Annotated in this window: 25 protein-coding genes; 13 read left to right on the top strand and 12 right to left on the bottom strand. The window is 72.3% G+C overall.

Annotation, left to right across the window (positions count from 1 at the left end):
• Window positions 1-29 precede the first annotated feature (29 nt).
• Window positions 30-920 carry a LysR family transcriptional regulator gene (locus ACRQ4C_RS14635; RefSeq protein WP_439689174.1) on the top strand — a complete coding sequence of 297 codons (891 nt, stop codon included), beginning with the start codon at window positions 30-32 and terminating at the stop codon, window positions 918-920.
• A 24-nt stretch (window positions 921-944) separates the two neighbouring features.
• Here the strand turns inward: ACRQ4C_RS14635 and ACRQ4C_RS14630 are convergent, their stop codons facing one another.
• Window positions 945-2,285, bottom strand: coding sequence for a flavin monoamine oxidase family protein (locus tag ACRQ4C_RS14630; protein ID WP_439689173.1), 1,341 nt, complete (start codon window positions 2,283-2,285; stop codon window positions 945-947).
• 148 nt (window positions 2,286-2,433) lie between these two features.
• Here ACRQ4C_RS14630 and ACRQ4C_RS14625 point away from each other — a divergent pair, with 148 nt between their 5' ends.
• Window positions 2,434-4,182 (top strand): APC family permease, encoded by a 1,749-nt coding sequence (locus tag ACRQ4C_RS14625; protein ID WP_439689172.1) that lies wholly within the window; start codon window positions 2,434-2,436, stop codon window positions 4,180-4,182.
• A gap of 156 nt (window positions 4,183-4,338) precedes the next feature.
• On the opposite strand, the gene ACRQ4C_RS14620 is transcribed toward ACRQ4C_RS14625, so the two are convergent.
• Window positions 4,339-4,800, bottom strand: a complete 462-nt coding sequence (locus ACRQ4C_RS14620; RefSeq protein WP_058726631.1) for a DUF4383 domain-containing protein — start codon at window positions 4,798-4,800, stop codon at window positions 4,339-4,341.
• Window positions 4,801-5,123: 323 nt separating this feature from the next.
• Here ACRQ4C_RS14620 and ACRQ4C_RS14615 point away from each other — a divergent pair, with 323 nt between their 5' ends.
• The 3 genes from ACRQ4C_RS14615 (at window position 5,124) to ACRQ4C_RS14605 (ending at window position 7,548) form a co-directional block, all read left to right on the top strand.
• Window positions 5,124-6,044, top strand: a complete 921-nt coding sequence (locus ACRQ4C_RS14615) for an ABC transporter ATP-binding protein (protein WP_290133938.1) — start codon at window positions 5,124-5,126, stop codon at window positions 6,042-6,044.
• Window positions 6,041-6,871 (top strand): ABC transporter permease, encoded by an 831-nt coding sequence (locus tag ACRQ4C_RS14610; protein ID WP_439689171.1) that lies wholly within the window; start codon window positions 6,041-6,043, stop codon window positions 6,869-6,871. Before ACRQ4C_RS14615 ends, ACRQ4C_RS14610 begins: the two co-directional genes overlap by 4 nt.
• A gap of 113 nt (window positions 6,872-6,984) precedes the next feature.
• Entirely contained in the window at window positions 6,985-7,548 is a 564-nt protein-coding gene (locus ACRQ4C_RS14605) for a hypothetical protein (protein WP_439689170.1), read from the top strand.
• Here ACRQ4C_RS14605 and ACRQ4C_RS14600 read toward each other — a convergent pair.
• Together ACRQ4C_RS14600 and ACRQ4C_RS14595 are read right to left on the bottom strand one after the other, a co-directional pair.
• The gene (locus tag ACRQ4C_RS14600; protein ID WP_439689169.1) at window positions 7,545-7,874 is read right to left on the bottom strand and encodes a hypothetical protein; all 330 of its coding nucleotides are present in this window, start codon (window positions 7,872-7,874) and stop codon (window positions 7,545-7,547) included. The two genes, ACRQ4C_RS14605 and ACRQ4C_RS14600, sit on opposite strands and share 4 nt — an antisense overlap.
• Window positions 7,875-8,161: 287 nt before the next feature.
• Window positions 8,162-8,770: a hypothetical protein gene (locus tag ACRQ4C_RS14595; RefSeq protein ID WP_439689168.1), complete on the bottom strand. Its 609-nt coding sequence runs from the start codon at window positions 8,768-8,770 to the stop codon at window positions 8,162-8,164.
• Window positions 8,771-8,920: 150 nt separating this feature from the next.
• On the opposite strand from ACRQ4C_RS14595, the gene ACRQ4C_RS14590 reads away from it, so the two are divergent.
• The 4 genes from ACRQ4C_RS14590 (at window position 8,921) to ACRQ4C_RS14575 (ending at window position 11,417) form a co-directional block, all read left to right on the top strand.
• Window positions 8,921-9,970, top strand: a complete 1,050-nt coding sequence (locus ACRQ4C_RS14590; protein ID WP_290133942.1) for a YeiH family protein — start codon at window positions 8,921-8,923, stop codon at window positions 9,968-9,970.
• Window positions 9,971-10,047: 77 nt separating this feature from the next.
• Window positions 10,048-10,659: a hypothetical protein gene (locus ACRQ4C_RS14585; protein ID WP_439689167.1), complete on the top strand. Its 612-nt coding sequence runs from the start codon at window positions 10,048-10,050 to the stop codon at window positions 10,657-10,659.
• On the top strand, window positions 10,659-10,886 hold the full coding sequence (locus tag ACRQ4C_RS14580) for a helix-turn-helix domain-containing protein (RefSeq protein ID WP_439689166.1): 228 nt from the start codon (window positions 10,659-10,661) through the stop codon (window positions 10,884-10,886). Before ACRQ4C_RS14585 ends, ACRQ4C_RS14580 begins: the two co-directional genes overlap by 1 nt.
• Window positions 10,887-10,988: 102 nt before the next feature.
• Window positions 10,989-11,417: a hypothetical protein gene (locus tag ACRQ4C_RS14575; protein WP_400415678.1), complete on the top strand. Its 429-nt coding sequence runs from the start codon at window positions 10,989-10,991 to the stop codon at window positions 11,415-11,417.
• A gap of 20 nt (window positions 11,418-11,437) precedes the next feature.
• Here the strand turns inward: ACRQ4C_RS14575 and ACRQ4C_RS14570 are convergent, their stop codons facing one another.
• On the bottom strand, window positions 11,438-12,412 hold the full coding sequence (locus ACRQ4C_RS14570) for a GNAT family N-acetyltransferase (RefSeq protein WP_439689165.1): 975 nt from the start codon (window positions 12,410-12,412) through the stop codon (window positions 11,438-11,440).
• Between the two features lie 292 nt (window positions 12,413-12,704).
• On the opposite strand from ACRQ4C_RS14570, the gene ACRQ4C_RS14565 reads away from it, so the two are divergent.
• A complete protein-coding gene (locus ACRQ4C_RS14565) occupies window positions 12,705-13,274 on the top strand; it encodes a hypothetical protein (RefSeq protein ID WP_400415673.1) in 570 nt (189 codons plus the stop codon).
• Window positions 13,275-13,379: 105 nt separating this feature from the next.
• Here ACRQ4C_RS14565 and ACRQ4C_RS14560 read toward each other — a convergent pair whose 3' ends face one another.
• Window positions 13,380-14,129 carry an SDR family NAD(P)-dependent oxidoreductase gene (locus tag ACRQ4C_RS14560; RefSeq protein ID WP_439689164.1) on the bottom strand — a complete coding sequence of 250 codons (750 nt, stop codon included), beginning with the start codon at window positions 14,127-14,129 and terminating at the stop codon, window positions 13,380-13,382.
• A 97-nt stretch (window positions 14,130-14,226) separates the two neighbouring features.
• On the bottom strand, window positions 14,227-14,583 hold the full coding sequence (locus ACRQ4C_RS14555; RefSeq protein WP_439689163.1) for a nuclear transport factor 2 family protein: 357 nt from the start codon (window positions 14,581-14,583) through the stop codon (window positions 14,227-14,229).
• A 65-nt stretch (window positions 14,584-14,648) separates the two neighbouring features.
• Here ACRQ4C_RS14555 and ACRQ4C_RS14550 point away from each other — a divergent pair, with 65 nt between their 5' ends.
• Window positions 14,649-15,239, top strand: coding sequence for a TetR/AcrR family transcriptional regulator (locus ACRQ4C_RS14550; RefSeq protein WP_058724268.1), 591 nt, complete (start codon window positions 14,649-14,651; stop codon window positions 15,237-15,239).
• Window positions 15,240-15,327: 88 nt separating this feature from the next.
• On the opposite strand, the gene ACRQ4C_RS14545 is transcribed toward ACRQ4C_RS14550, so the two are convergent.
• Both ACRQ4C_RS14545 and ACRQ4C_RS14540 read right to left on the bottom strand, forming a co-directional pair.
• Window positions 15,328-16,389: an ABC transporter permease gene (locus ACRQ4C_RS14545; protein WP_290133960.1), complete on the bottom strand. Its 1,062-nt coding sequence runs from the start codon at window positions 16,387-16,389 to the stop codon at window positions 15,328-15,330.
• Between the two features lie 11 nt (window positions 16,390-16,400).
• Window positions 16,401-17,282 (bottom strand): ABC transporter ATP-binding protein, encoded by an 882-nt coding sequence (locus ACRQ4C_RS14540; RefSeq protein ID WP_290133961.1) that lies wholly within the window; start codon window positions 17,280-17,282, stop codon window positions 16,401-16,403.
• Window positions 17,283-17,596: 314 nt separating this feature from the next.
• Here ACRQ4C_RS14540 and ACRQ4C_RS14535 point away from each other — a divergent pair, with 314 nt between their 5' ends.
• Window positions 17,597-19,000: an LCP family protein gene (locus ACRQ4C_RS14535; protein ID WP_439689162.1), complete on the top strand. Its 1,404-nt coding sequence runs from the start codon at window positions 17,597-17,599 to the stop codon at window positions 18,998-19,000.
• Here ACRQ4C_RS14535 and ACRQ4C_RS14530 read toward each other — a convergent pair.
• Window positions 18,997-19,686 (bottom strand): response regulator, encoded by a 690-nt coding sequence (locus ACRQ4C_RS14530; RefSeq protein ID WP_290133963.1) that lies wholly within the window; start codon window positions 19,684-19,686, stop codon window positions 18,997-18,999. The genes ACRQ4C_RS14535 and ACRQ4C_RS14530 overlap by 4 nt on opposite strands.
• The gene (locus ACRQ4C_RS14525) at window positions 19,668-20,963 is read right to left on the bottom strand and encodes a sensor histidine kinase (RefSeq protein WP_439689161.1); all 1,296 of its coding nucleotides are present in this window, start codon (window positions 20,961-20,963) and stop codon (window positions 19,668-19,670) included. Before ACRQ4C_RS14525 ends, ACRQ4C_RS14530 begins: the two co-directional genes overlap by 19 nt.
• Window positions 20,964-21,032: 69 nt before the next feature.
• On the opposite strand from ACRQ4C_RS14525, the gene ACRQ4C_RS14520 reads away from it, so the two are divergent.
• Window positions 21,033-21,377, top strand: coding sequence for a YciI family protein (locus ACRQ4C_RS14520; RefSeq protein ID WP_400415655.1), 345 nt, complete (start codon window positions 21,033-21,035; stop codon window positions 21,375-21,377).
• On the opposite strand, the gene ACRQ4C_RS14515 is transcribed toward ACRQ4C_RS14520, so the two are convergent.
• Window positions 21,333-22,517 carry an MFS transporter gene (locus ACRQ4C_RS14515; protein WP_439689160.1) on the bottom strand — a complete coding sequence of 395 codons (1,185 nt, stop codon included), beginning with the start codon at window positions 22,515-22,517 and terminating at the stop codon, window positions 21,333-21,335. The genes ACRQ4C_RS14520 and ACRQ4C_RS14515 overlap by 45 nt on opposite strands.
• Window positions 22,518-22,536: the final 19 nt, after the last annotated feature.

The following is a 22,536-nucleotide window of genomic DNA, read 5'->3' as shown; positions in this document are numbered from 1 at the left end:
ACGGGTATCACCGGGCGTACGCTCTGGACGTGGACGACGTCGAGACCCGCGAGCTCCGGTACTTCCTGGCCGTGGCGGAGGAGCGACACTTCGGACGAGCAGCGCTCCGACTCGGGATGGCGCAGCCGCCGTTGTCGCGTGCGATCCGGCAGCTCGAGGCGCGGATCGGCGTGCAGCTCTTCGACCGCGATCGACGTGGCGTGCGCCTGACCCCGGCGGGTGAGGTGCTCCTCCGTGACGCTCCTGCCGCCCTCGACAGCGTGCGCGCGGCCGTCCGGCGGGCACGCCGCGCGGGTGCTCCGGAGAGGCGGCTCGTGCTCGCGACGAAGGCCGGATCGTCGCACGCGTTCCTGCAGTCCCTGCTCGACGCACACCAGGCCGCCGTCGACGCCGGTGTCCCAGACGCCGTCCCGATCGACGTCGAGCTGTGCGAGATCGGGGAGCAGGCGGGGCTCCTCCTCGACGGTACGGCGGACGTCGCGGTGATGCACCGTCCGTTCGACGACTTCACCGGCATCGAGTCCGTCGACCTGCACTCCGAGCCGCAGGTCGCGATCGTGCCGTCGTCGCACCCGCTCGCCGCACGCCGCTCGCTGACGATAACGGAGGTGTCGTCCGTACCCGATCTCCCGATCGCCCGGTGGCCCCTCGCCGACTGGAGCTACCCGCCGGGTCCGGGCCCGGAGGTGCACTCGCAGTCGCAGCTCGCCCAGCTCGTCGCCCTCGGCCGCACGCTCCTCGTCATCCCCCGGTCGAGCCGTGCGTGGCAGTGGCCGGAGCACGCCGCGGTGCCCGTGCTCGACGCGCCGATCGCCACGACCGTGCTCGGCTGGCCCGAGGGGCGGCGCACACCGGAGGTCGACCAGCTCGTCGCGACGGCGCTCCGGATCGAGGACGACTCCGAGGCCGCGACCGCCTGAGCCGGCGCGTACAGCGGGCGCAGATCAGGCCCAGAGCCGCTCGACCGGCACGGCGTGCCCGAGGACCCGCTCGGCCGCACGGTGCCCCGAGTACAGCGCTGCCGACACCGTCGCCGGGTCGTCCGTCCACGTGGCCTCGCCAGCCAGGTGCAGCACGCCGTCGATCGGCTCCGCGAGGTCGTCGTGGTCGGCAGTGGTCGACCCCGGCAGCATGTGCGCGTAGGACCCGAGCGCCCACGGGTCGTCCTGCCACGCGGTCACGAGCACCGAGGTCGGCGCGGCCACCCGGTCGCCGTACAGCCGTCGCAGCTGGTCGAGCACCGACGCAGCGACCCTCTCGGCGGACCACCCGCGGATCGCCCGCCCCGCCGGCCCCGCCGCGAACGTCAGCAGCGTCGGCTCGCCGTCGATCCGGGTGAGGTCGTACCAGGAGTGCCACCACGATCCCTCGGGACCGAGCTGCCGGACCGCGTACACGTCCTCGTCCCAGAACCGCTCCGGGAACCGCAGCACCACCTTCTCGAAGGCGTTCATCCGCAGGTGGCCGAGGGCCTCCCGGTGTCGATCAGGAAGCGGCGGGTCGAACGTGATCGTGCCGGCCTGCAGCACACTGACGGGCACGGTCGCGACCGCGCTGCCCGCGGCGAACGGCGTGGAGCGTGCGCCGTCGTCGACCGTGACGACGACCCCTCCGAGACCGCGCGACACCGCGGTGACGGTGTGCCCGAGCCGAACGTCGAGCCCCTCGGCGAGGTGCGCCGGCAGCTCGTCGTACCCGTGCGGGAACACGACCTCGTCACCCTCGATGGTGTCGTCGTCGAGGCCGTGCGCCGCCAGCTCGTCCGCGCCCACCCCGTACTGCTCCTCGCTGCGGTGCTCGAGGTGTTCGCGGACCCGCTCGGCGCGTTCGGCGTCCCACCCCTGCGCGGCCACCGCCCGTTCGACGACCATGCGGTACGAGTCCGCCGGGGCCGACACCGCGATGACGTCCACGAGGGTCCGGTCGACGGCGTGCACGTCGTCGGCGAACCGTACGGCCTCGGCGTCGGACACACGGCGGCCGTCCGGCGCGTGGTACGCGATCGGACGGCCGTCCACCTGGTAGCCGCCGACGGTGAACTCCACGGTCGGCAGCCCGAACGCCCGCACCGCGTCCGCGACCGCGCTGCCGTCGATCCCGTGGATCCACGACGCCCCGCGGTCGGTGACCTGCCCGCCGGTCCGCTCGGTGTGCACCCGCCCGCCGACACGGTCGCGCGCCTCGAGCACCACGACCCGGCGCCCGGCGTCCTGCAGCAGCCGTGCCGCGGTGAGCCCGGCCACCCCCGCACCCACTACGACGACGTCCCACGAGGCGGTTCCCACGCTGGTGCTCCTCTCGGCGGCGGATCACGATCATCACAGGGTAGTGCGGATCCCGTCGCGAGGCGCTAGTTTCAGTGCTCGGATGCACGGTGCAGTGGATCCTCGGCGACGGATTTCGTCGCGTGACACATCCGAGAGGTGGCTGGTCATGCGGGACGGCGGAGTGGTGACTGCGGCCACCGACACGACGGCGGTCGACAAGGGCCTGCGGACGGGTGCGCTCGGCCTGTTCGGCAGCGTCGTCATGGGCATCTCGTCCACGGCGCCGGCGTACAGCCTGGCTGCGAGCCTCGGCCTGGTGGTCGCGAGCGGCGGGGCGCTGCTCGCGGGCGTCAAGGCGCCGGCGATCATGCTGCTCGCGTTCATCCCGATGTGGATGATCGCCGTGGCCTACCAGGAGCTCAACAAGGAGGACCCGGACTGCGGCACGACCTTCACGTGGGCGACCCGGGCGTTCGGGGCGGTCACGGGGTGGCTCGGCGGCTGGGGCATCATCGCCGCGGACATCATCGTGATGGCGAACCTCGCGCAGATCGCCGGCTCGTACGGGTACACCTTCGTCGGGGTGATGACGAACGACCCGGCGATCAGCGCGCTGGGGAGCAGCACCCTCTGGTCGACGGTGGCCGGCGTGCTCTGGATCGCCGTGATGACCTTCATCTGCTACGTCGGCGTCGAGGTCTCGGCTCGCCTGCAGTACGTGCTGCTCGGCGTCGAGGTGCTGGTCCTCGTGATGTTCGCGTCGGTCGCCCTGGTCCGGGTCGGCACCGGCCACGGCGTCGACGGATCGATCACCCCGTCGCTCAGCTGGCTCTGGCCGAGCGGCATGGACTTCGGGTCCGTGATCGCGCCCGCCATGCTCACCGCGATCTTCATCTACTGGGGCTGGGACACCGCGGTGTCGCTCAACGAGGAGACGAAGGACCCGGAGAAGACCCCCGGTCGCGCCGCGGTCATCAGCACCGTGCTGCTGCTCGTGATCTACGCGCTGGTGTCCATCGCCGCGATCGCGTTCGCCGGGGTCGGCACGAAGGGCATCGGCCTCGGGTCGCAGACCAACGCGGACGACGTGTTCTCGGCCATCGGCCCCACGCTCTTCGGCGACTCGTTCATCGGGCACGCCGCGATGGCACTGCTCGCGTTCTCGATCCTGACCTCTGCGTCGGCGTCCACCCAGACGACGATCCTGCCCACCGCCCGCACCGCGCTCTCGATGGCCGCGTACAAGGCACTGCCGACCCAGTTCGCCCGGATCCACAAGCGGTTCCTGACCCCGACGTGGTCGACGGTCGGCATGGGCCTCGCGTCCATCGGGTTCTACGTGCTCTTCACCGTCATCTCGACGAACCTGCTCACCGCCCTCATCGGGTCGGTCGGCCTGATGATCGCGTTCTACTACGGCCTCACCGGGTTCGCGTGCGTGTGGGTGTACCGGCGGACCCTGTTCTCGAGCGTCCGGAACGCCGTCATGCGCGGCCTGGTGCCCCTCGCCGGCGGGATCGTCCTCGCCGTGACGTTCGTCTACGGCCTCGTGCAGTTCGCTCAGCCCGACTGGCTGCAGGACGACGCCGGCCACGACGTCACCATCCTCGGGATCGGAGCGGTCGCGGTGGTCGGGATCGGCGCGATCCTGATCGGCGTCGTGCTCATGGTCGTGTGGTGGCTGCGGTCGCCCGACTTCTTCGCGGGCCGGACGCTCACGGCCCGGACCCCCGTGCTCGTGCTCGACACCCCCGAGGGCCTCCCGACGATGGGTTTGCCGGACTCCGGCCGCGAGCCGACGGTCATCGCGCCGGACATGTCGAACCTGCCGACCGGCAGCATCGCCGTGGACGAGGAGACGGGCAAGCGCTTCCGGCGGACGCGCTCACGTCGCGACGACCGTCGCGACGGCTGAGGTCCGAGCACTGCACGTCCGCCCCGCGGCCGACGTGACCGCCTGACGCACTGGAGGCCCGGTACCAGCTGGTACCGGGCCTCCAGGCCGACGTCTGGTCGCCCCTGATCCCCGGCGACCGCAGGGTGGGCCGGTCGCCCGGCCCACCCGACGACGTCAGCGCGCGGTGCGCGCGCCGATGCGCGGGACGACGAGGCCGAGGACGACCATCGCGACCGCGAGGATGAGGTGCAGCACGTTGTCGGCGCTGTTCAGCGGCACGAAGTTCGCGCCGGTGGCCATGCCGGCCGTGAACAGGCCGTAGATGAAGACGACGAAGTAGACGATGCCGCCGATCACGAGGTAGTTCCGCGAGCCGACGTGCGAGCGGGCGGCGATGACGCCGACGACGCCGAAGAGCAGGTGCACGATGTTGTGCAGGACGGACACCTGGAAGACGCCGACGAGCAGCGCCATCGAGCCGTGGCCGGCCATCGACATCGAGCCCATGTCCATCGTGAGGCCCGGGATGAAGCCGGCGATGCCGACGAGCAGGAACACGACGCCGAACAGCAGCGCGACCTTCTGGGTCAACGTGGCGGCGAAGCCGGTGCGGGCGGGTGAGGTGTGTGCGGTCATGGTGCGGTCCTTCCGAACGGTGGGTTCGAACTCGATGGGCCCGAGGCGGAGATCGCCACGGAACTGTCCCAGTCGCACAGGTTCTTCGGAGCGGACCATCCGGTGGTTTGGAGGGGCTCGTGCGAACTCCCGCCGTGCCGGCTGCTGCTCCGTCGTGCGCCAGGTGTGCTGTGCCGATCCAGCCTGCACGTTGCCTGTGGACCCGGTTCGGGTCACTGCGCTCGGCGGACTGGCCCCCCTCCTTCTGGGGGTGCGTGGCTCGGACCAGATCTCCGTCGTGCGGGGGACGCGCGTGGCCTGAGCGTCCCCCTAGCGTTGGCTGCGTGATCGAAGTCGAGCACCTCACCAAGCACTACGGCCAGAAGATCGCCGTGAACGACGTCTCGTTCGTCGTCCGACCCGGGAGCGTCACCGGCTTCCTCGGGCCGAACGGCGCGGGCAAGTCCACGACGATGCGCATGATCATGGGCCTCGACCGCCCCACCTCGGGGAGGGCGATCGTCAACGGCGCGCCCTACCGCAGCTTCTCCGACCCGCTCCGGCAGGTCGGGGCGCTGCTCGAGGCGAAGGCGGTCCACTCCGGGCGGAGCGCCTACAACCACCTGCTCGCACTCGCGGCGACGCACGGCATCCCGAAGGCCCGGGTGCACGAGGTCATCGACATGACCGGCCTCGACGCGGTCGCGAAGAAGCGCGTCGGTGGGTTCTCACTCGGCATGGGGCAGCGCCTCGGCATCGCGGCGGCACTGCTCGGCGACCCGAAGACCCTGATCCTCGACGAGCCGGTCAACGGCCTCGACCCCGACGGCGTCCTCTGGGTCCGCCAGCTCGCCCGCCGCATGGCCGCCGACGGCCGCACCGTGTTCCTCTCCAGCCACCTCATGAGCGAGATGGCGCAGACGGCCGACCGTGTCGTCGTGCTCGGTCGCGGCCGGGTGCTCGCCGACGCCCCGATCGCCGAGTTCGTCGCGGGAGGTGGCAACGGAGGCGGCAACCGCGTGCTCGTCCGGACGCCCGCGCCCGACCAGCTCTTCGGCGCGATCGGCTCCGCCGCGTCCGCCATCACCCCGCGCGAGGACGGCGCCTTCGTGGTCGTCGGCCCCGACGCGCAGCGCATCGGCGACGTTGCCGCACAGGTCGGCGCACCGATCCACGAGCTCACCCCGATGGGCGCCAGCCTCGAGGAGGCCTACATGGCACTCACCCGCGACGACGTCGAGTACCGATCGGAGGGCGTCCGATGAGCGCCGTCACCATGCCCCGCTCCACGAGCCTCTCCTTCCCGCGCCTCGTCCGGAGCGAGTGGATCAAGCTGCGCAGCATCCGGTCGACGGTCTGGTGCTACGCCATCGTCGTCGTCCTGACCCTCGCGATGGCCTACCTGCTCGGCGCCGTCGACACCGGCGTCCAGCGTGGTGCACCGACCGCCGTGGCGAACGAGCTCATCGTGCAGGTCAGCGCCGCCAGTGTGTCGCTGACCGCGCTCGTCGTCGGGGTCCTCGGCGTGCTCATCATCACGGGGGAGTACGGCACCGGGCAGATCCGGTCCACCTTCACCGCAGACCCCGGGCGCACCGGCGTCGTGCTCGCCAAGGCGTTCGTCCTCGCGCTGACGACCTTCGTGGTCAGCGTCGTCGCCACCTGGATCGGCGTGGCGATCACCACTGCGCTGCAGGCCGGCCGGGACATCCGCCCCGACCTCGCGGACCCGGCGGTGTTCATGCCGATCCTCGGCTCGTCGGTCTACGTGACGCTCGTCGCGCTCCTGGCGTTCGGCATCGGACTCCTCGTGCGGTCGAGCGCGGGCGGCATCGCCATCACGCTCGGCATCCTGCTCGTCCTGCCGACGATCGTGCAGATCATCGGCGGGCTGACCAACCAGCAGTGGATCATGGACGCCTCGCAGTTCCTGCCGTCCTCCGCCGGGGCGCAGCTGTACACGTTCGACTCGGGTGCGCAGCAGGGCGACGGCTTGCACCTCGGCGGTTGGGGTGGTTTCGGGGTCCTCGCGGGCGAGGTGGTCGTGATCGGCGCGATCGCGCTCGCCGCGGCGCGGTCGCGCGACGTCTGACGACGTCGACGGACCGACGGGAGGCCCGGATCCGGATCACGCGAGCAGGTCAGCTCACGTGGTCCGGGCCTCCCGCCGTCTGGCTCGCAGTCGAATTGTGTTGACTCGTCGTCATGGAGTCGGGGACACGACCGTTGCCACGATGGGCGGAGGTCGGCAGCGTGGTCGTGGCGGCGGTCGCCATCGTCCTGGCGGTCGTGTTGCGGCTGGCGCCGGAAGGCGAACCGTTCGCGATCGTACGGTTCGTGTTCCAGTGCGTCGGACTCGCCGCGATGATCACCGGGTGTGTGCTGTTCTTCGTCGCGGCCGCTCGGGGGACGGTCTTCTCCACCACCCCTCCCGGGATGCGGACGCTCACCCGGCGTGACCGGTGGTTGATCGGGCGAGCTGCGATCGGTCGCGCCGTCGCGCCGTCCGGCACGGAGGACCTCGTCCGGAACACGGCCCGGCGGATCGTCGTGTTCGCACCACGACAAGTCGTGGTGTTCGTGGGCGCTGTGCTACTCGAGGCCTCGGTCGTCTCGCAGACCACCGAGTGGTGGGCAGCCACGCGGTGGATCATCCCCGCTGGCCTCGTGCTCTTCGTGGTGGCACTGGGGAGCACCCTCTGGAGGAACCGGGCTGCGCTGCGTGTACTGGGACGTGACACGGCGCTCGCCCCGGACCGAGAAGGCTAGCGGCGGCCGAGCAGTGCCGCGACGGCCTCGCGGAGACGCGAGGGCCGCCGGATCGCCAGTGGCACGGAGCGGGTGCTGGCCGGGAACGCGAGGTCGTGGAGCATGTTCCGCTTCGAGCCGTCCCAGTTCGCGAAGAGGTACGCGCCGCCGAACGAGGTGAGACTCCGGACGGGCGTGCGCTTCCAGTTCCGGGCGACGTAGTACCCGGAGTGACCGGCGCTGATGTTGCGGATGACGGTGTCGACGTCGATGACGCTCGTGGTCGTGACGACGGCGGTGATGCCCGTGCGGTCGCGGGCGACGTACTCGATGCGGTGTTCGGACACGGGAAGCTCTTCGTGCTGGAGGGATCAGGGTGGGGACGCGGAACCGCCGTTGCTTCCGGGGGTCAAGGATACGTCCGACCCCGTCGGTGCGTCACGACCTGTGGATCATCTGTGCGGATCCGCGCCGGGCGGACGATCCCGGGGAGCCCGAGCGGGGCGCGAGTCTCGCGATGCGGCGCGCGAGTCTCGCGGTGAGCGACACCCTTCGCGCTCATGGCCGCGAGGAGTGTCGCTGAGGCCGAGTCTCGTGGCAGGACGGGCAGGACGTGCAGCACCCTGCCGGACCGTCAGCGGGCGCGCTCGCGTCGGAGCGAGCGCAGCACGCGCATGAGGACGTCGAGCTTCACCTGCCCGGCCGTGTACGGGCGGCCGAGCGCCGTCCGGGGGAGGAGCACGAGGACCCCGTCGTCCGTCCGGGTGATGCGGAGCGCGACGTCGACCCGTTGCCCGCGTCGCTCCTCGGTCACGAGGTCGATGTGGTCGACGTCGTCCCACGCCAGGTGGGCAACGGGCTCGGAGCTGTCCGGCGTCCAGCCGTGCAGCCCGCTGCCGTCCACCGTCCAGATCGTCGGCGCGGGGTCACCGACCGGCTCGACGGGGAGGTGGAAGCGCACCGGCCCGTGCGCTCGGATGCGGGCGAGCGTGCGGCGGTCCGACCGACCGCGCGAACGCGACCCGACGGCGATCCAGACGCCCCACACCAGCAGCACGAGCGGGAGCAGGAGGAACGACAGGCGGCGGTGTCCGCTCGTGAACCAGTCGAGGTGCGGGACCTCGAGCGCGAGCGACCCGCCTCCGACCACGACGAGCAGGACCACTGCGACGATGAGCCCCCAGCGTGGAGGCGCCACCCCGTCCCGCAGCCGCTGCACCCACCGGTCGGCCTCGTACTCCACCCGGCCATCTTGCCCACGTGTGCTGCGTGCGGTCCACGACCCGTGCCTCCAGGTCGCGTCGCCGGTGCGATGCCGGGCCGCGCCCCGTCGTCGCGGTGTCGCCGGGCCCCGCCGCTGGCGACCGCGGTCCGCGTCGACCATGCTGGGACGGTGCCAGCGCCCCTCGCCACCCTCCGTCCCGCCCTGCCCGGCATCGTCGTCGCCCTCGCTGTCGGCATCGTCGCGACCGTCGTCGGCACCCTGGTGCCCGTCGTCGGCGGTCCGGTCCCGGCGGTCGTGCTCGGCGTCCTCGTCGGCTGGCTCGTCCGCCGTCGCACGGAGGGGGAGCTCGGGAACCTGGCCCCCGGCGTGAAGTTCGCGTCGAGCCGGGTGCTGCAGGCGGCCGTGGTGCTGCTCGGTGCACAGCTCTCGATCGGAGCGGTCCTCCGGATCGGCGCCGAGACGCTGCCGGTGATGCTCACCACGCTCGTCGTCTGCCTGGTCGGTGCCTGGCTCCTCGGCCGAGCGCTCCGGGTGTCGTCGACGCTCCGGACGCTGATCGGCGTGGGCACCGGCATCTGTGGCGCCTCCGCGATCGCGGCCGTCACGCCCGTCATCGGCGCCGTCGGAGCGGACGTCGCGTACGCGATGTCGACGATCTTCCTCTGCAACATCGCCGCGGTGTTCCTCTTCCCCCTGCTCGGACACGCGCTCGGCCTGTCGCAGCACGCCTTCGGCGTCTTCGCCGGCACGGCGGTCAACGACACCTCGTCGGTGGTCGCGACGGCGACGGTCTACGGTCGCCAGGCGACCGACACCGCCGTCGTCGTCAAGCTCGTGCGCACGCTGATGATCATCCCGATCGTGATCGGGCTGGCCGGACTGGAGGCGCGGCGCACCGCCCGCACACAGGCTGCGGTCGGTGACGCCGCCGGTCGCGCCGGGGGCGTCCGCGTGTTCCGGTTGGTCCCGTGGTTCCTGATCGGGTTCCTCGTGGTCGTGCTGCTCCGGACCGTCGGGGTGCTGCCGGCTGCCGCTGCCCCCGGTTTCGCGTCCGTGGCGACGTTCCTCATCACCGTGGCGCTCGCCGCGATCGGGGTGTCGACGGACTTCGGTGCGCTCCGGCGGGCGGGGTTCCGGCCGATGGTGCTCGGCATCGTGCTGTGGGCGCTCGTGGCGGGGACGAGCCTCGGGGTGCAGGCGGCGTTCGGAATGCTCTGACGACCCTTGCCGCATCGCCACCCATCGTTTATCGTTGTTATCGACAATCGATGGTCCGATGACGAGGGGAACCGACCATGACCGCACCCGTGTACGACCCGCCCCGTGGCAGCCGCTCCTGGCTGCCCTACGTCATCGCGTGCGCGATCGGCGTCGTCTGGGTCGGCTGGGCCTACGTCGCCGGCCTGGTGCACTCGCTCCGCGTCGGGACGGTCACGGTGCCGTTGCGGACCGCCTCGACGGCCGACGTGCTCCGACCGCCCAGCGGCGTGGCCCTGCGGGCTGACGCGGTCGCGGTGCAGGTCCCGACCGGTGACGTCCCCGGGGCTGCGCTCGCGTACGTCCGCGTCGGCGACGGCGTCGAGGTCGTCGCCGTCGCGGCCCTCATCGCACTCGTCGGGACGGTCGTGTGGTGTGTCGCTCGCGGCGGACTCTTCGATCGGTCGACGCCGCGACTGCTCGACGGGGTCGTCGTCCTGACCGTCGTCGCCGGTCTCCTGCCCGACTTCGTCCGGCGCATGGGGTGGAACTGGATCGTGTCCTCGCTCGGGTGGGACGGCCGTCTCCCGGAGCCGCTCGTGGAACCGCAGTTCGTGCCGGTGTACCTCGGGGTCCTCGTCGTGACGTGCTTCCGGTTCGCCCTCACCGCGTCGCAGCGGATGGTGCGCGACCAGGCCGGCTTGGTCTGATGCCGCCGGAGGAGGACGGGCACGCGGTCGTGTGCCACCTCGACGACCTGTTGGCCGCACGGGGCATGACCCTCACGGAACTCGCGGACCGGGTGGGGGTGACGGTGGTGAACCTCTCCGTGCTGAAGAACAACCGTGCCCGCGCGATCCGGTTCTCGACGCTGACGGCCCTGTGTGACGTCCTGGGTTGCCAGCCGGGCGACCTCTTCTCGGTGCGTCGACCGTGACGGCGGCGGTTCGCCCTGGCTTGGGTGGCGGCTGGACGCGGGACGACGGGCACCCAGCAAGATGGACCGGACCACGCGAGCGCGTCGGTCGGAGAGGACACCGTGTCGGACGACACCAGCAACGCCGCCCTGCAGGCGATGATCGACCGCGCCGGGCGGATCACTGCTGACGAGGCAGAGACGCTCGACGCCACCTGGAAGGCCGACGAGGGGATCCTGCTCCCGGAACCGAGTGCGTCGCTCGCCATCCAGGGCGGTGCGGACGGGCGGATGGTCACGAACGCCGACCTCATCGCTGCCTGGCAGCACGCGCTGGACGCCGCCGGCGCAGCGGGACGCGTCGAGGAGATCGAAGCTGCGCAGGAGGCCGGGCGCGCGGTCCGGCACTCCGACGCGCGACTGCGCGACCGCGCCGGTGCCGAGGAAGCAGTCCGGTCCGCGGTGCTCGCGACCGGGGTGCGCGACCTCGTCTCCGACGATGAGTACGACACACTGACCGCGGCCTGGCGGAAGGTGCTCGGCGCGGCATGACCGGCCGCGCCCGCGTCGACTCAGGTGCGGGCGCGGACGGCGCCGACGGCCGACCGGACGACACCGGGCACGGTCGAGGAGACGGCTCGGAGGTACGGCTCCTCCTTGCCTCCGAACCCCGTCTTGAACTTGGCCACGCCCTCGTCGATGTAGCCGACGAGGTCGACCGCCGTGTGCCCTCGGCGGAGCGCCCACTGGAGTGCGTCGTGGTACAGGACCGTACTGGGACTGGCCGCACGATGCGCGCGGAGCGACCCACCGACCCAGCCGCAGACGACGGGGTGGCTCGCCAGCGCCACCAGCAACCCCACCGGCTCCCCGTCGATCACCGCGGTGGACGCGTAGAAGTCCTCGCGGCCCGCCGACCAGCGCTCCAGGCGAGCGCCGAGGTCCGCCGGGTACGGCGACGGGACCCCGCGACTGCCGTAGGCCTCCTCGAGGAGCTGGGGCAGGAGCGTCGTGATCTCGCCCGGGAGCGCTGGCCGCACCTCGACGCCCCGCCGCAGGCCGGAGCGCAGGTGGTACCGGGTGTTGCTCTTCATCCCGGCCGTGAGCGACTCCGGGGTGGCACCGACCAGGTCCACCGTGATCGTGCGGTCGGCGTGCCACTCGCACCGTGTCTCAGCCAGCGCACGCTCGGCGCTGCCCGCCACCCCCGGCCCGAACTCGAACCGGACCAAGGGGCGCCCGTGCCGGACCTGCCAGCTCCGGAACGCCCGCAGCGTGGGCACGAGGAGGGATTCGGGGACGAGCGGCCCCACGTAGGGGAACGGAGGCTCGACGGCCCTCGGCACCAGGGACGGTTGCATCATCACGGGGAACACCCCGACGGGTCCACGGTCCCGCAGGACGAGGAGCGGGGTGAACCTCCACCCGAACATGTCCGTCATGAGGTGCAACCACGACCAGTCGTGGAAGCTCGTCCCGCCCGGACTCGCTGCGACGAGCGAATCCCACAGCCGCGAGTCGTCGGTCGTCGTGAACCGGATCTGCACTGGACGAAGCCCTCCCTCGGGTGCCGACTGCCCGATCATGACAGACGACGGCGGACGATCGTGGCCGAACGTAGTGCTGTGAGCCGAACGAACGCCGACACTCCGGAGCACCCGCAGGCCCCGACCGCCGTGTGACGATCCGGTGACGACGTCGTCTGCGCCGCCACGCCGATCGGCCTCCGTCGACCGTCGCCGAACGGACCGTCCGCCGCGGACCTGCGACGCACGGTCCCTACCGTCCCACCTGTCCGACGCGAGCGAACGACTGGCGCGGACGGAAGGGAAGACCACCATGAAGCTCTCCACCACAGCGCTCCTGGCATCGGCGGCCGCAGTGGCCGTCCTCGGCGGGGCCGTTACGTCGGCCTCCGCCCAGGCGGCACCCGCGCACGACACCACGGTCCACGCTGCCGCACACGTCCTCGCGGCTCGGACCGCCCAGCCCCCGAAGCCGGGTCGCCAGGACCACTACCGGTCGACCGACTCGGTGCAGGGTCTGACCCGTGCCGTGGACCGCGCGAGCCACCCTGGCCTCGAGCTCTGCAGCGGCGACTTTGCGTCGCTCGTCACCGCCACGGGCGACCTGCGCGGCGACGGGCACACGTCCTGGCTCGTCGACACGACCTGCGACGGCGCGACCGGCAGCACCCCGGACGAGGTCGCCCTGTACGAGTCGACGGGCCACGGCATCACCCGGTCCGCAGTCCTCTCGGCAGCGACCGCGACGCCGCGTCCGAGCGCCTACCCGTACACCTGGGGCGCCCACACCGTCGTGATCGCCTACCGCGGCGACACGCAGTACCGACTCGTGAAGCTGACGCCTCGCGCCGTCGACCGCGGTCCGATCGTCGCGTTCCACTGACCGGGCGCGGGTGCCGGACTGGAGGCCCGGATCACGTGCGCAGACCTGCTCACGTGATCCGGGCCTCCCGTCCGACAGGGCCGGCGGAGCCGGCTGCGGCCGGCGTCACACCTGGCTCGCGCCGCCGTCCACGTACAGGACCGCGCCGGTGACGTAGCTGCTCCGCGGTGAGCCGAGGAAGAGGACAGCGTCGGCGATCTCGTCCTCGGTGCCGAGGCGACCGAGCGGGACACCCGCGGCGAGACCGTCGAGCAGCGAGCCCGCGTCCTCCGGCGTGTCCGCCAGGCCGGAGAGCCCCGGCGTCCCGATCGGCCCGGGCGCGACGACGTTCACCCGCACGCCCGCGTCGACGAGCTCGGCCGCCCAGCTCCGGGCGAGTGAGCGGACCGCTGCCTTGGTCGCGGCGTAGACGCTGAAGGCCGGGCTGGCCTTGACGTCGATGTTCGACCCGGTGAGGACGATCGCCGAGCCGCGGCCCAGGAACGGCAGGGCTGCCTGGACGGTGTTGATGACCCCGCCGACGTTGGCGTTGAACGTGTCGGTGAAGTGCTCCCACGTGATGTCGCCGAGCGCGGCGAACGAGCCGCCGCCGGCGTTCGCGAACACGAGGCCGAGGGAGCCGCCGCGCGCCCGGACGGCGTCGACGATGCGCTCGATCGCCGCCGGGTCGGTGACGTCGCCCTGCACGGTCGTGACCGCGTCGCCGAGCTCCGTGCCGACGGCGTCGAGGGCGGACTGCCGCCGTCCGGTCACGATGACGTGCGCGCCCTCGGCGACGAGTCGTCGGACGACGGCGAGCCCGATGCCGGACGAGCCGCCGGTGACGAGGGCGGTGGTGTCGGTGAAGTCGTTCATGGTCGGTTCCCTTTCCTTACTGTTCGGTACAGAAGTGGAACGTAGACCCGTCCGGCGCACTTGTCAAATCTGTACCGAACGGTAAGGAAGTGGGTCGTCAGGCGCTCAGGAAGAACGTCCGCACCTGCGTGATCCGACCGTCCGCGACGGTGACGACGTCGATGCCCCGGACCTGGGGTGCGCCCGCCGGGCCGAGTGCCCACGCCAGGGCGCCGGTGTCCTCGGATGCGTAGTGCGGGCCATCCGCGGCGAACACGAAGGAGTCGGGGACCTGGCCGAGGAGCTCCGCGGCCTTCGCGAGCAGTGCCTCCCGCCCGTCGTTCTCGCCCTCCGGGTCGACGAGGACGACGTCGGGGGAGTAGATGCGCTCCGCGGCGGCGCGTCGGGCATCGGCGTCGCGGTTGCCGAAGACCTCGTGGAGGTTGGCGTCGAGCAGTTCGTGGACGGTGGGCATGCGGGTTCCTCTCGGTCTGACGGGGCTATTGTGGTCCGAGCGGTACAGAAAGGGAAGGTGTGCGCATGGCCACTCGTGGACGACCACGGTCCTTCGACGCGGACGCCGCCCTCGACCGTGCGGTCGACGTGTTCTGGCGGCAGGGCTACGAGGGGACGAGCCTCGACGACCTGACGGGCGCGATGGGCATCAACCGGCCGAGCCTCTACGCCGCGTTCGGCAACAAGGAGGAGACCTTCAAGAAGGCGATCGGGCGCTACGCCGAGGTCGAGATGGCCTACGTCGGGGACGCCCTCGCCGAGCCGACCGCCCGCGCCGTGGCCGAGCACTACCTCCGCAGCAACGTCGCCGCGGTGACCACCCCTGGGCGGCCTGCCGGGTGCCTGTCCATCCAGGGCGGCCTGGCCGCCGGCGAGGGCGACCAGCGCATCGTCGACTTCCTCGCCGAGAGCCGGGCCGGCGGTGAGCAGCGGTTCGTCGAGCGGTTCCGTCGTGCGGTCGAGGACGGCGATCTCCCCGACACCGAGGACCCCGTCGAACTCGCGAAGTACGTGTCGACGGTGTCGGCCGGACTGGCCGTGCAGGCGAGCGGCGGCGCACCGCGCGCCGCGCTCGCGGCGGTCGTCGAGCGCGCGCTCCGCGCCTTCCCGGCCTGAGCCGGGTACCCGCTCGACGGACCGGAGGCCCGGATCACGTGAGCGCACCTGCTCACGTGATCCGGGCCTCCCGTCCGGCATCGCGGCGTCAGCCGCGGATCGCCTCCGACAGCTTCACGCGACCGCCGGTCCGGAGCAGCGCGTTCTCGTAGATGCGCGCGCCGACGAGGATGACCACGACCACCGATGCGAGGAGCACCAGGAGCGACAGCACCGGCTCCCACCACTCGACCGAGCCGAGGAAGATCCGCATCGGCATCCCGATCGCCGCGCTGAACGGCACGTACGACATGACGCCGAGGATCGTCGGGTTCGAGTACGCGACGATGATCAGCACGTAGGGGATCATCACGAGCATCATCACCGGCGTCGTGACGCTGCCGACGTCCTCCTGCCGCGACACGAGCACCGCGGACGCGGCGAACAGCGACGCGATGAGCACGAACCCGATCGCGAAGAAGCCGACGAACCACAGCATGCTCGGGCCGAGCAGCGTGAACAGGTTGTCCTGGCCGGTCAGGGCGAGCGCGATGGTCGCCGCGATCGCCACCGCCACGATCTGCGCGAACGCCATGATGCTGTTGCCGAGCACCTTCCCCGCCAGCAGCGCACGGGCTGGGATCGCCGCCATCAGGATCTCGACGACCCGGGTCGACTTCTCCTCCACGACGCTCTGCGCGATCGACTGTCCGAACGTCACCGCCGAGGCGAAGAACACGACGCCGAACGCGAGCGCGACGATGTACACGAGGCCCTCCGGCAGCGCGTCGGGGTCCAGCAGCTCCACCTTCGGCGAGACGCTGAGCGCCTGCACGACACCGGTCGGGGTGGAGTCGAGGCCCACGACCGAGAAGCCGAGCGGATCGTCGGACGGCACGATGGCGGCGTCGACGTCCCCGCTCCGGACGAGACGCTCGGCCGCCGCGGTCGTCGCCGTCGGGGTGACGTCGAGACCGGCGGACGACGGCAGGCTGACGCCCTCCGCGACCGCCACCGGCGTCTTGTCGTCGGACGTGGCGTTGCCGACCACGCCGGCGATCACGATGGACGCGACGACCATGACGACGAGGATGAGCGCCGAGACGATGAACGCCTTGCTCCGGAGGCGCGCCTGGATCTCCCGGGCGCTGACGAGCCGGACCGCGGACACGAACGAACCGTTCACCGGATGACCTCCCGGAAGACCTCGCTCAGCCGGGGGACCCGCGGAGCGAACGAACCGACGGTGCCGGACGACACCGCACGCTGCAGGACGGACTGGGCGACCGCATCGGACGCCTCGAACACGGCGTAGCCGCCGTCGAACTCGCGGACGCTGACGCCCGGTTCGTCGCGGAGCCAGGCGACGTCGCCGTCGACGAGCAGCTCCCAGGCCGGTGGCCCGGCCTGCTTCCGGAGGTCCTCCTGCGGCCCGGACGCCCGGATCCGCCCGTCGGCGATGACGACGACGTCGTCGCACAGGCGCTCGACGACGTCGAGCTGGTGGCTCGAGAACAGCACCGGCACGCCCCGGCCCGCTGCTTCGCGCAGGACGCCGAGCACGACGTCCACGGCCATCGGGTCGAGGCCCGAGAACGGCTCGTCCAGGACGAGCACCTCGGGGTCGTGCGCCAGTGCGGCGGCGACCTGCACCCGCTGCTGGTTGCCCAGGGACAGCTTCTCGACCTCGTCGTCGGCGTGCTTCCCGAGTTCGAGGCGCTCCAGCAGCTGCCCGGTCCGGTCGGCGGCCTCGCGCTTCCCGACGCCGTGCAGCCGGGCCAGGTAGGTGATCTGCTCGGCGACCCGCATCTTCGGGTACAGGCCGCGCTCCTCGGGCATGTACCCGAACCGCTTCCGGTCCGCCGGACCGATGGCGCTGCCGTCGATCGACACCGTCCCCGCGTCGGGCTCGAGCACCCCGAGCAGGATGCGCATGGTCGTGGTCTTGCCGGCGCCGTTGCCGCCGACGAAGCCGGTGAGGCGTCCGCGGCCGACGTCGAACCCGACGTCGTCCAGGACCCGGCGCTCGCCGAAGCGCTTCGTCACGCCCTCGATGGTGAGCATCGCTGGTTCCCCTTCCGTCGACGCACCTCGCCGACGTCTCGACGCTATTTGCCGGGAGGCCCGGCTCGCCTCCGGCTGTCGGCGGGACTTCCCGAGCTGGTCGCCTCCGTCGTACGGGGGAGACGCCGCGGCAGGGGGGCGACCGTCGCGCTGAGGGGTGTCGCCCCGGGCGCCGGGCGCGTCCCAGCGATCCGGCGGCGGCCGTCGGTACGATGCGGCGACCGCGCTCCTTCCCGAGAGGGTCGCGTCGCCGCGCGCAGGGCGCGGCCGAAGCCCGTGTCCCGACCGGGCGCAGCACCGTCGAGGGGGAGCACGTGACCGAGCAGCAGGAGCACACCGCGGTCGAGGAACCGGCAGCGGTCGTCCGCCACGGACGCCTCGCCCCGCGCAGCCCGATCGGCTTCGCCGCCCGCGTCGTCGCGATGTCCGCCGCCGTCGCGCTGGTCGGTGCGGGATCGGTCGCCGCGATCGCCTCCTACCAGGTCGTCAGCCAGGCCAAGCCGCCGGTGTCGCTCGCGATGCCCGGTACGACGGCGAAGGCTGCTCCGGAACTGACCGCGCAGTCCGGCGAGGTGAACATGCTCCTCGTCGCGACGGACACCCGTGACGGCCAAGGTGCCGGCTTCGACGACCCCGTCAGTCGTCGGGCGAGCTCCGGCGTGGGCAACAACGACACCACGCTGCTCGTGCACATCTCCGCGGACCACACGAACATGGCCGTGGTCAGCTTCCCCCGTGACCTCGTCATCCCGATCCCCGCGTGCACCAACGACAACGGCTCCGTGACCCCGGCGACCGACGGGGCGATGCTCAACACGGCCCTGTCCCGCGGCGGCGAGAAGCACGGTCTGGGGTGCGTCGCGAAGACGATCTCCGACCTCACCGGCCTGCAGATCCCCTACGCCGGCATGATCACCTTCGACGGCGTCGTCGCGATGGCGGACGCGGTCGGCGGCGTCGAGGTCTGCCTCGCGACCCCGATCGTGGACACCGACGTCTCCCCGGCACTCGACCTGCAGGCCGGGAACCAGGAGCTCTCCGGGGCCGAGGCCGCGGCCTTCCTCCGCTCGCGCCACGGTGTCGGCGACCGGAGCGACCTCGGCCGGATCAGCAACCAGCAGACGTTCATGTCCGCCCTCGCCCGGCAGACGGTGTCCGCGGGCACGCTGACGAACCCCGGGCGGGTCCTGCGGCTGGCGGAGACCGCGGCCAAGCACATGACGCTGTCCGACACGCTCGCCGACCCGACCACGCTCGCCCGGATGGCACTCGCGGTGCAGAACGTCGGGCTGTCCCAGATGGTCTTCGTGCAGTACCCGGTGGCCGACGACCCGTCCGACACGAACCGGGTCATCGTCTCCGAGGACGCGGCCTCCCAGCTCAACGCGGTGCTCAAGGCGAACGAGCCGGTCGTGCTCGGCGAGGACAGCCTCGGTCGTTCAGCGGTGAAGGACCCGAACGCGAGCGCGTCCCCGTCGGCCGGGACCGGGTCGTCGTCGGGCTCCGGGTCGGGGTCGCCGTCGTCGGGGTCCGGTTCGCCGTCCGGGGGTGCGTCCTCGGGCACAGGCTCGTCGTCCGGTGCGGCATCGGCCCCGGCCGGTGCGGCATCGGCCCCGGCGGGCACGCCGAGCGCCCCGCGGACCTCGGCGGCGCCGCTGCCGGACAACGTCTCGGGTCAGAGCGCCGCGACGGTCACCTGCGCCAAGCGGGACGACTAGCCCGCGACGCCGTGCTCGAACGCCCAGACCACGGCCTGGATGCGGTCGCGCAGTCCGAGCTTCTGCAGCACGTTCGACACGTGCGTCTTCACGGTGGCGTCCCCGACGAACAGCTCGCGGGCGATCTCGGCGTTGCTCAGACCCCGGGCGAGGAGCCGGAGCACCTCGGCCTCCCGCTCGGTCAGGCCCGCGCCGGCGACGGCGGCCGCGGCGATCGCGGTCGTGTCGACCGGCGTCGTCGGGGTCGGTACCGGCGCCGCGGTGGCACGGCTGATCACCCGGCGGGTGACGTCCGGCGCGAGCAGGGCGTCCCCGGCGGCGACCGTGCGCACGGCCTCGATCAGCCGTTCGGGGGAGGCGTTCTTCAGCAGGAACCCGCTCGCGCCGGCCTCGAGCGCCTGGAAGAGCGCGTCGTCGTGGTCGAACGTGGTGAGCACGAGCACCGCGGGCGGGTCGTCGAGGGCGGCGATGCGCCGGGCTGCCTCGAGGCCGTCGACGCCGGGCATCTGCACGTCGAGGCACACCACGTCGGGCCGGAGCCGCACGACCGCGTCGACGGCCTGCTCCCCGTCGGCCGCTTCGCCCACGACGCGGAGGCCCGGCTCGGACTCGAGGATCACCTTGAAGCCGGCCCGGACGAGGTCCTGGTCGTCCGCCAGCACGATGGTCAGGTCGTCGGCAGCCATGCCCGCACCAGGTACCCTCCCCGGGCGCGCGGCCCGATCTCGACGGTCCCGCCGACGGCGGCGACCCGCTCCCGCATCCCGACGTGGCCGAGACCGCTGCCGGTGGTGTCCCGTGTGCCGCCGCGGCCGTCGTCGGTGACCTCGACCTCGACGGCGTCGGCGAGGTACCGGAGCCGGACGTCCGCTCGTGCACCGTGCCCGGCGTGCTTGAGGACGTTCGTGACGGCCTCCTGCGCGACCCGGAAGGCCACCGCGGCGACCGTGGGCGGGACCGGCCGCTCCTCGCCGACGACGGACCAGTCGGCGGGGTGGCCCGCGGTCCGGGCCGCCTCGACGACCTCCGCGATCCGACCGATCCCCTCGGTGCTCGGCGCGGCGCCGGCGGCGGTGCTCCCCGCCGGGGCCGCACCGTCGCGACCGGCGTCGCCCACGTCGTGCGCGCGCAGGGTGCCGAGCATCCGCCGGAGCTCCTCGACGGCGGTGCGGGCGCTGTCCTCGACCACCGAGAGCGACGACGCGGCCTGCTCGGGATCACGGCCGAGCACGCGACGTGCTGCGCCGGCCTGCACGCCCATGAGTGCGACGTGGTGGGCGACGACGTCGTGCAGCTCGCGGGCGATCCGGACCCGTTCGAGCGTGATCGCCTGCGCCGCCGAGCGTTCGCGCTCCGCGGTGAGCTCGGCGGTGCGCAGGTCGAGCTCGTGCCGGGCGACCGCGGCGCTCCACGCACGGTTGCCGGCGTACCACGCGGCCCCGAAGTACACGACGTTGATGAGCACGTTGAGCAGCGAGTAGGCGATGTAGGGCGGGATGAGGGCCTCGCCGTCGTTCGGCAGCGCCGTCGGCATCGACCAGCCGAACACGATCGCGAGGAACAGCCACGTGAACATGCCGCCGATCACCACCCACCGCACGGCCTCGGCGCGGACCCGGTCCGAGCACCAGGCCCCCACGGTGTACAGCGCGATGAACAGCGTGAAGTTGACGACGAAGAGCTCGGGCACGTGCAGCAGCTGCGTGCCGACGAAGGCGAGCGCGACCACCACGAGCGCCGACATCGGGAACCGCCGCCGGAACGCGATCGGCACCGTGTTCGCGAGCACCATGAGCGCGGACACCCACCACGCGGCCTGGTCGTCGTCGTACGCCCCCGAGGACCCGTACAGCGTGACCGTCGTGGCCATGCCGAGCGCGAGCGCGCCCGCGAGCACGGCATCCTGCCGCAGCTCCTGCCGGCCCACCGGCAGACGTGACCACTCGCTCGGCGTCGCCCCCATGCGTCCACGGTACCGAACCGCGCTGCTCCGCCGGGCGTGGTCTCCTGGCCATCCGGAGCGGGAGGCACGATGCGGTTCCTCGTCAACGTCATCGACGACGGCCAGGCCGCCGCGGTCGGTCGCACCGAGTCGGCGACCGAAGCCGAGGCGGCAGCGGTCGACGCCCTCAACGAGCGACTCGACGCCGACGGCCGGATCGTCTTCGCCGCCGGCGTCTCGGCACCCGCCGACGCGACGGTCGTCGACGCCCGCGGTGCCGGACCGATCGTCCGACCGGGGCCGGCGGTCGAAGCCGCCGAGTACGTCGCGGGCTTCTGGGTCCTCGACCTCCCGGACCGGGAGACCGCGGAGCGGATCGCGACCGAGGCGTCACGCGCCTGCAACCGGAAGGTCGAGCTCCGCGCGCTCCTGTGACCGACGCGACCGGACCGACCCCACGGCACCGATGGCGGTGACCGCCGCTGCGAGCAGGAACGCCACCGCCGGACCCGCAGCGTCGAGCACGGCCCCCAGGCCGGCCGCCCCGACAGCCTGACCGAGGACGAGCACGACGAACAGCACCGACGTGCCCGCCGCGGCGTGCTCGGGGGCGATCTCCGTCGTCCACGCGATGAGTGCACCGGTCGCGGCCGTGTAGCCCCACCCGAAGACCACCCCGGCCGCGAGGGACACCGCACCGGATGCCGGAACGACCCCTTCGACGGCGACGGCAGCGGCCGTGACGAGGGCCGTCACCAGCCACATTGTCCGCGCCCGGAGTCCTGCCGTCCGACGGCTCGTGACCGTGACCGCCGCGCCACCGACCCCGACCGTGAGCCACAGCAGCACCGACGTCACCGTCGAGGCCCCGGCATCGACGAGCGTCGACCGACCGAAGGTCCACACGCTCGCGGTCCCGGCGCCGTACAGCAAGGCGACGACGAGCAGCCGGGCGTGCGCACGGGACCACCGACGCCCGGGGGTCGACGGTCCCCGACCGCCGTCGTGCTCGTCGCGACGGCCGGCGGCGACGAGCACCGCCGCACCCACGAGCACCGCTGCGACACCGGACACCGCCCAGGCCGTCCGCCAGTCCGGCAGGAGCAGGAGCGCGAGCACCCCCGCGACGACCGAACCCGGGCCGGTCCCCGCGTTCACGAACGCCTGCGCCCGGGCACGACCGGGCGCGGACACCCGCTCCTCCACGAGCCGCACGAGCGACGGCGACGCCAGACCGGCGCTCGCCGAGCCGACCACCGCCGCGATCGAGAACAGCACGGCGCCGGAGCTCGCCGCCATCCCGAGCGCCCCCGCGGCGGCCGTGACGGCGGCCGAGAGGACGAGCGCCCGGGCGTGCGACCGAGCGAGCACGAACCCCGCCAGCGCTCCGACGCAGTAGCACGCGGACGCAGCGGCGGACACCCACCCGGCGGCCGTCGCTTCGAGGTCGAGGTCACGTTGCACGTCGGGCAGGAAGAGTCCGAAGGCGAGTCGGACCAGGCCGTACGTCACCGCGATCAGCGCCAGCCCTGAGCCGAGGAGGGCGGCCCTCCGTAACGAAAACGATCGTTTCACTTCTCGGAGCCTAGGCTGC

Source organism: Curtobacterium sp. SP.BCp (genome assembly GCF_051903255.1).
GTDB lineage: Bacteria > Actinomycetota > Actinomycetes > Actinomycetales > Microbacteriaceae > Curtobacterium.
Note: the sequence above shows the minus strand (reverse complement) of the source record. Positions and strands in the feature narration are given on the sequence as shown.

What these genes read in the sequence shown, in the direction of transcription:
- ACRQ4C_RS14540 (WP_290133961.1), bottom strand. Translation starts at nt 17,282, where the DNA reads ATGCTCACCATCGAGGGCGTGACGAAGCGCTTCGGCGAGCGCCGGGTC.
- ACRQ4C_RS14605 (WP_439689170.1), top strand. Translation starts at nt 6,985, where the DNA reads ATGGAGTCGGGGACACGACCGTTGCCACGATGGGCGGAGGTCGGCAGC.
- ACRQ4C_RS14610 (WP_439689171.1), top strand. Translation starts at nt 6,041, where the DNA reads ATGAGCGCCGTCACCATGCCCCGCTCCACGAGCCTCTCCTTCCCGCGC.
- ACRQ4C_RS14530 (WP_290133963.1), bottom strand. Translation starts at nt 19,686, where the DNA reads ATGGCTGCCGACGACCTGACCATCGTGCTGGCGGACGACCAGGACCTC.
- ACRQ4C_RS14625 (WP_439689172.1), top strand. Translation starts at nt 2,434, where the DNA reads ATGCGGGACGGCGGAGTGGTGACTGCGGCCACCGACACGACGGCGGTC.
- ACRQ4C_RS14555 (WP_439689163.1), bottom strand. Translation starts at nt 14,583, where the DNA reads ATGCCCACCGTCCACGAACTGCTCGACGCCAACCTCCACGAGGTCTTC.
- ACRQ4C_RS14525 (WP_439689161.1), bottom strand. Translation starts at nt 20,963, where the DNA reads ATGGGGGCGACGCCGAGCGAGTGGTCACGTCTGCCGGTGGGCCGGCAG.
- ACRQ4C_RS14565 (WP_400415673.1), top strand. Translation starts at nt 12,705, where the DNA reads ATGAAGCTCTCCACCACAGCGCTCCTGGCATCGGCGGCCGCAGTGGCC.
- ACRQ4C_RS14560 (WP_439689164.1), bottom strand. Translation starts at nt 14,129, where the DNA reads ATGAACGACTTCACCGACACCACCGCCCTCGTCACCGGCGGCTCGTCC.
- ACRQ4C_RS14585 (WP_439689167.1), top strand. Translation starts at nt 10,048, where the DNA reads ATGACCGCACCCGTGTACGACCCGCCCCGTGGCAGCCGCTCCTGGCTG.
- ACRQ4C_RS14580 (WP_439689166.1), top strand. Translation starts at nt 10,659, where the DNA reads ATGCCGCCGGAGGAGGACGGGCACGCGGTCGTGTGCCACCTCGACGAC.
- ACRQ4C_RS14550 (WP_058724268.1), top strand. Translation starts at nt 14,649, where the DNA reads ATGGCCACTCGTGGACGACCACGGTCCTTCGACGCGGACGCCGCCCTC.
- ACRQ4C_RS14620 (WP_058726631.1), bottom strand. Translation starts at nt 4,800, where the DNA reads ATGACCGCACACACCTCACCCGCCCGCACCGGCTTCGCCGCCACGTTG.
- ACRQ4C_RS14520 (WP_400415655.1), top strand. Translation starts at nt 21,033, where the DNA reads ATGCGGTTCCTCGTCAACGTCATCGACGACGGCCAGGCCGCCGCGGTC.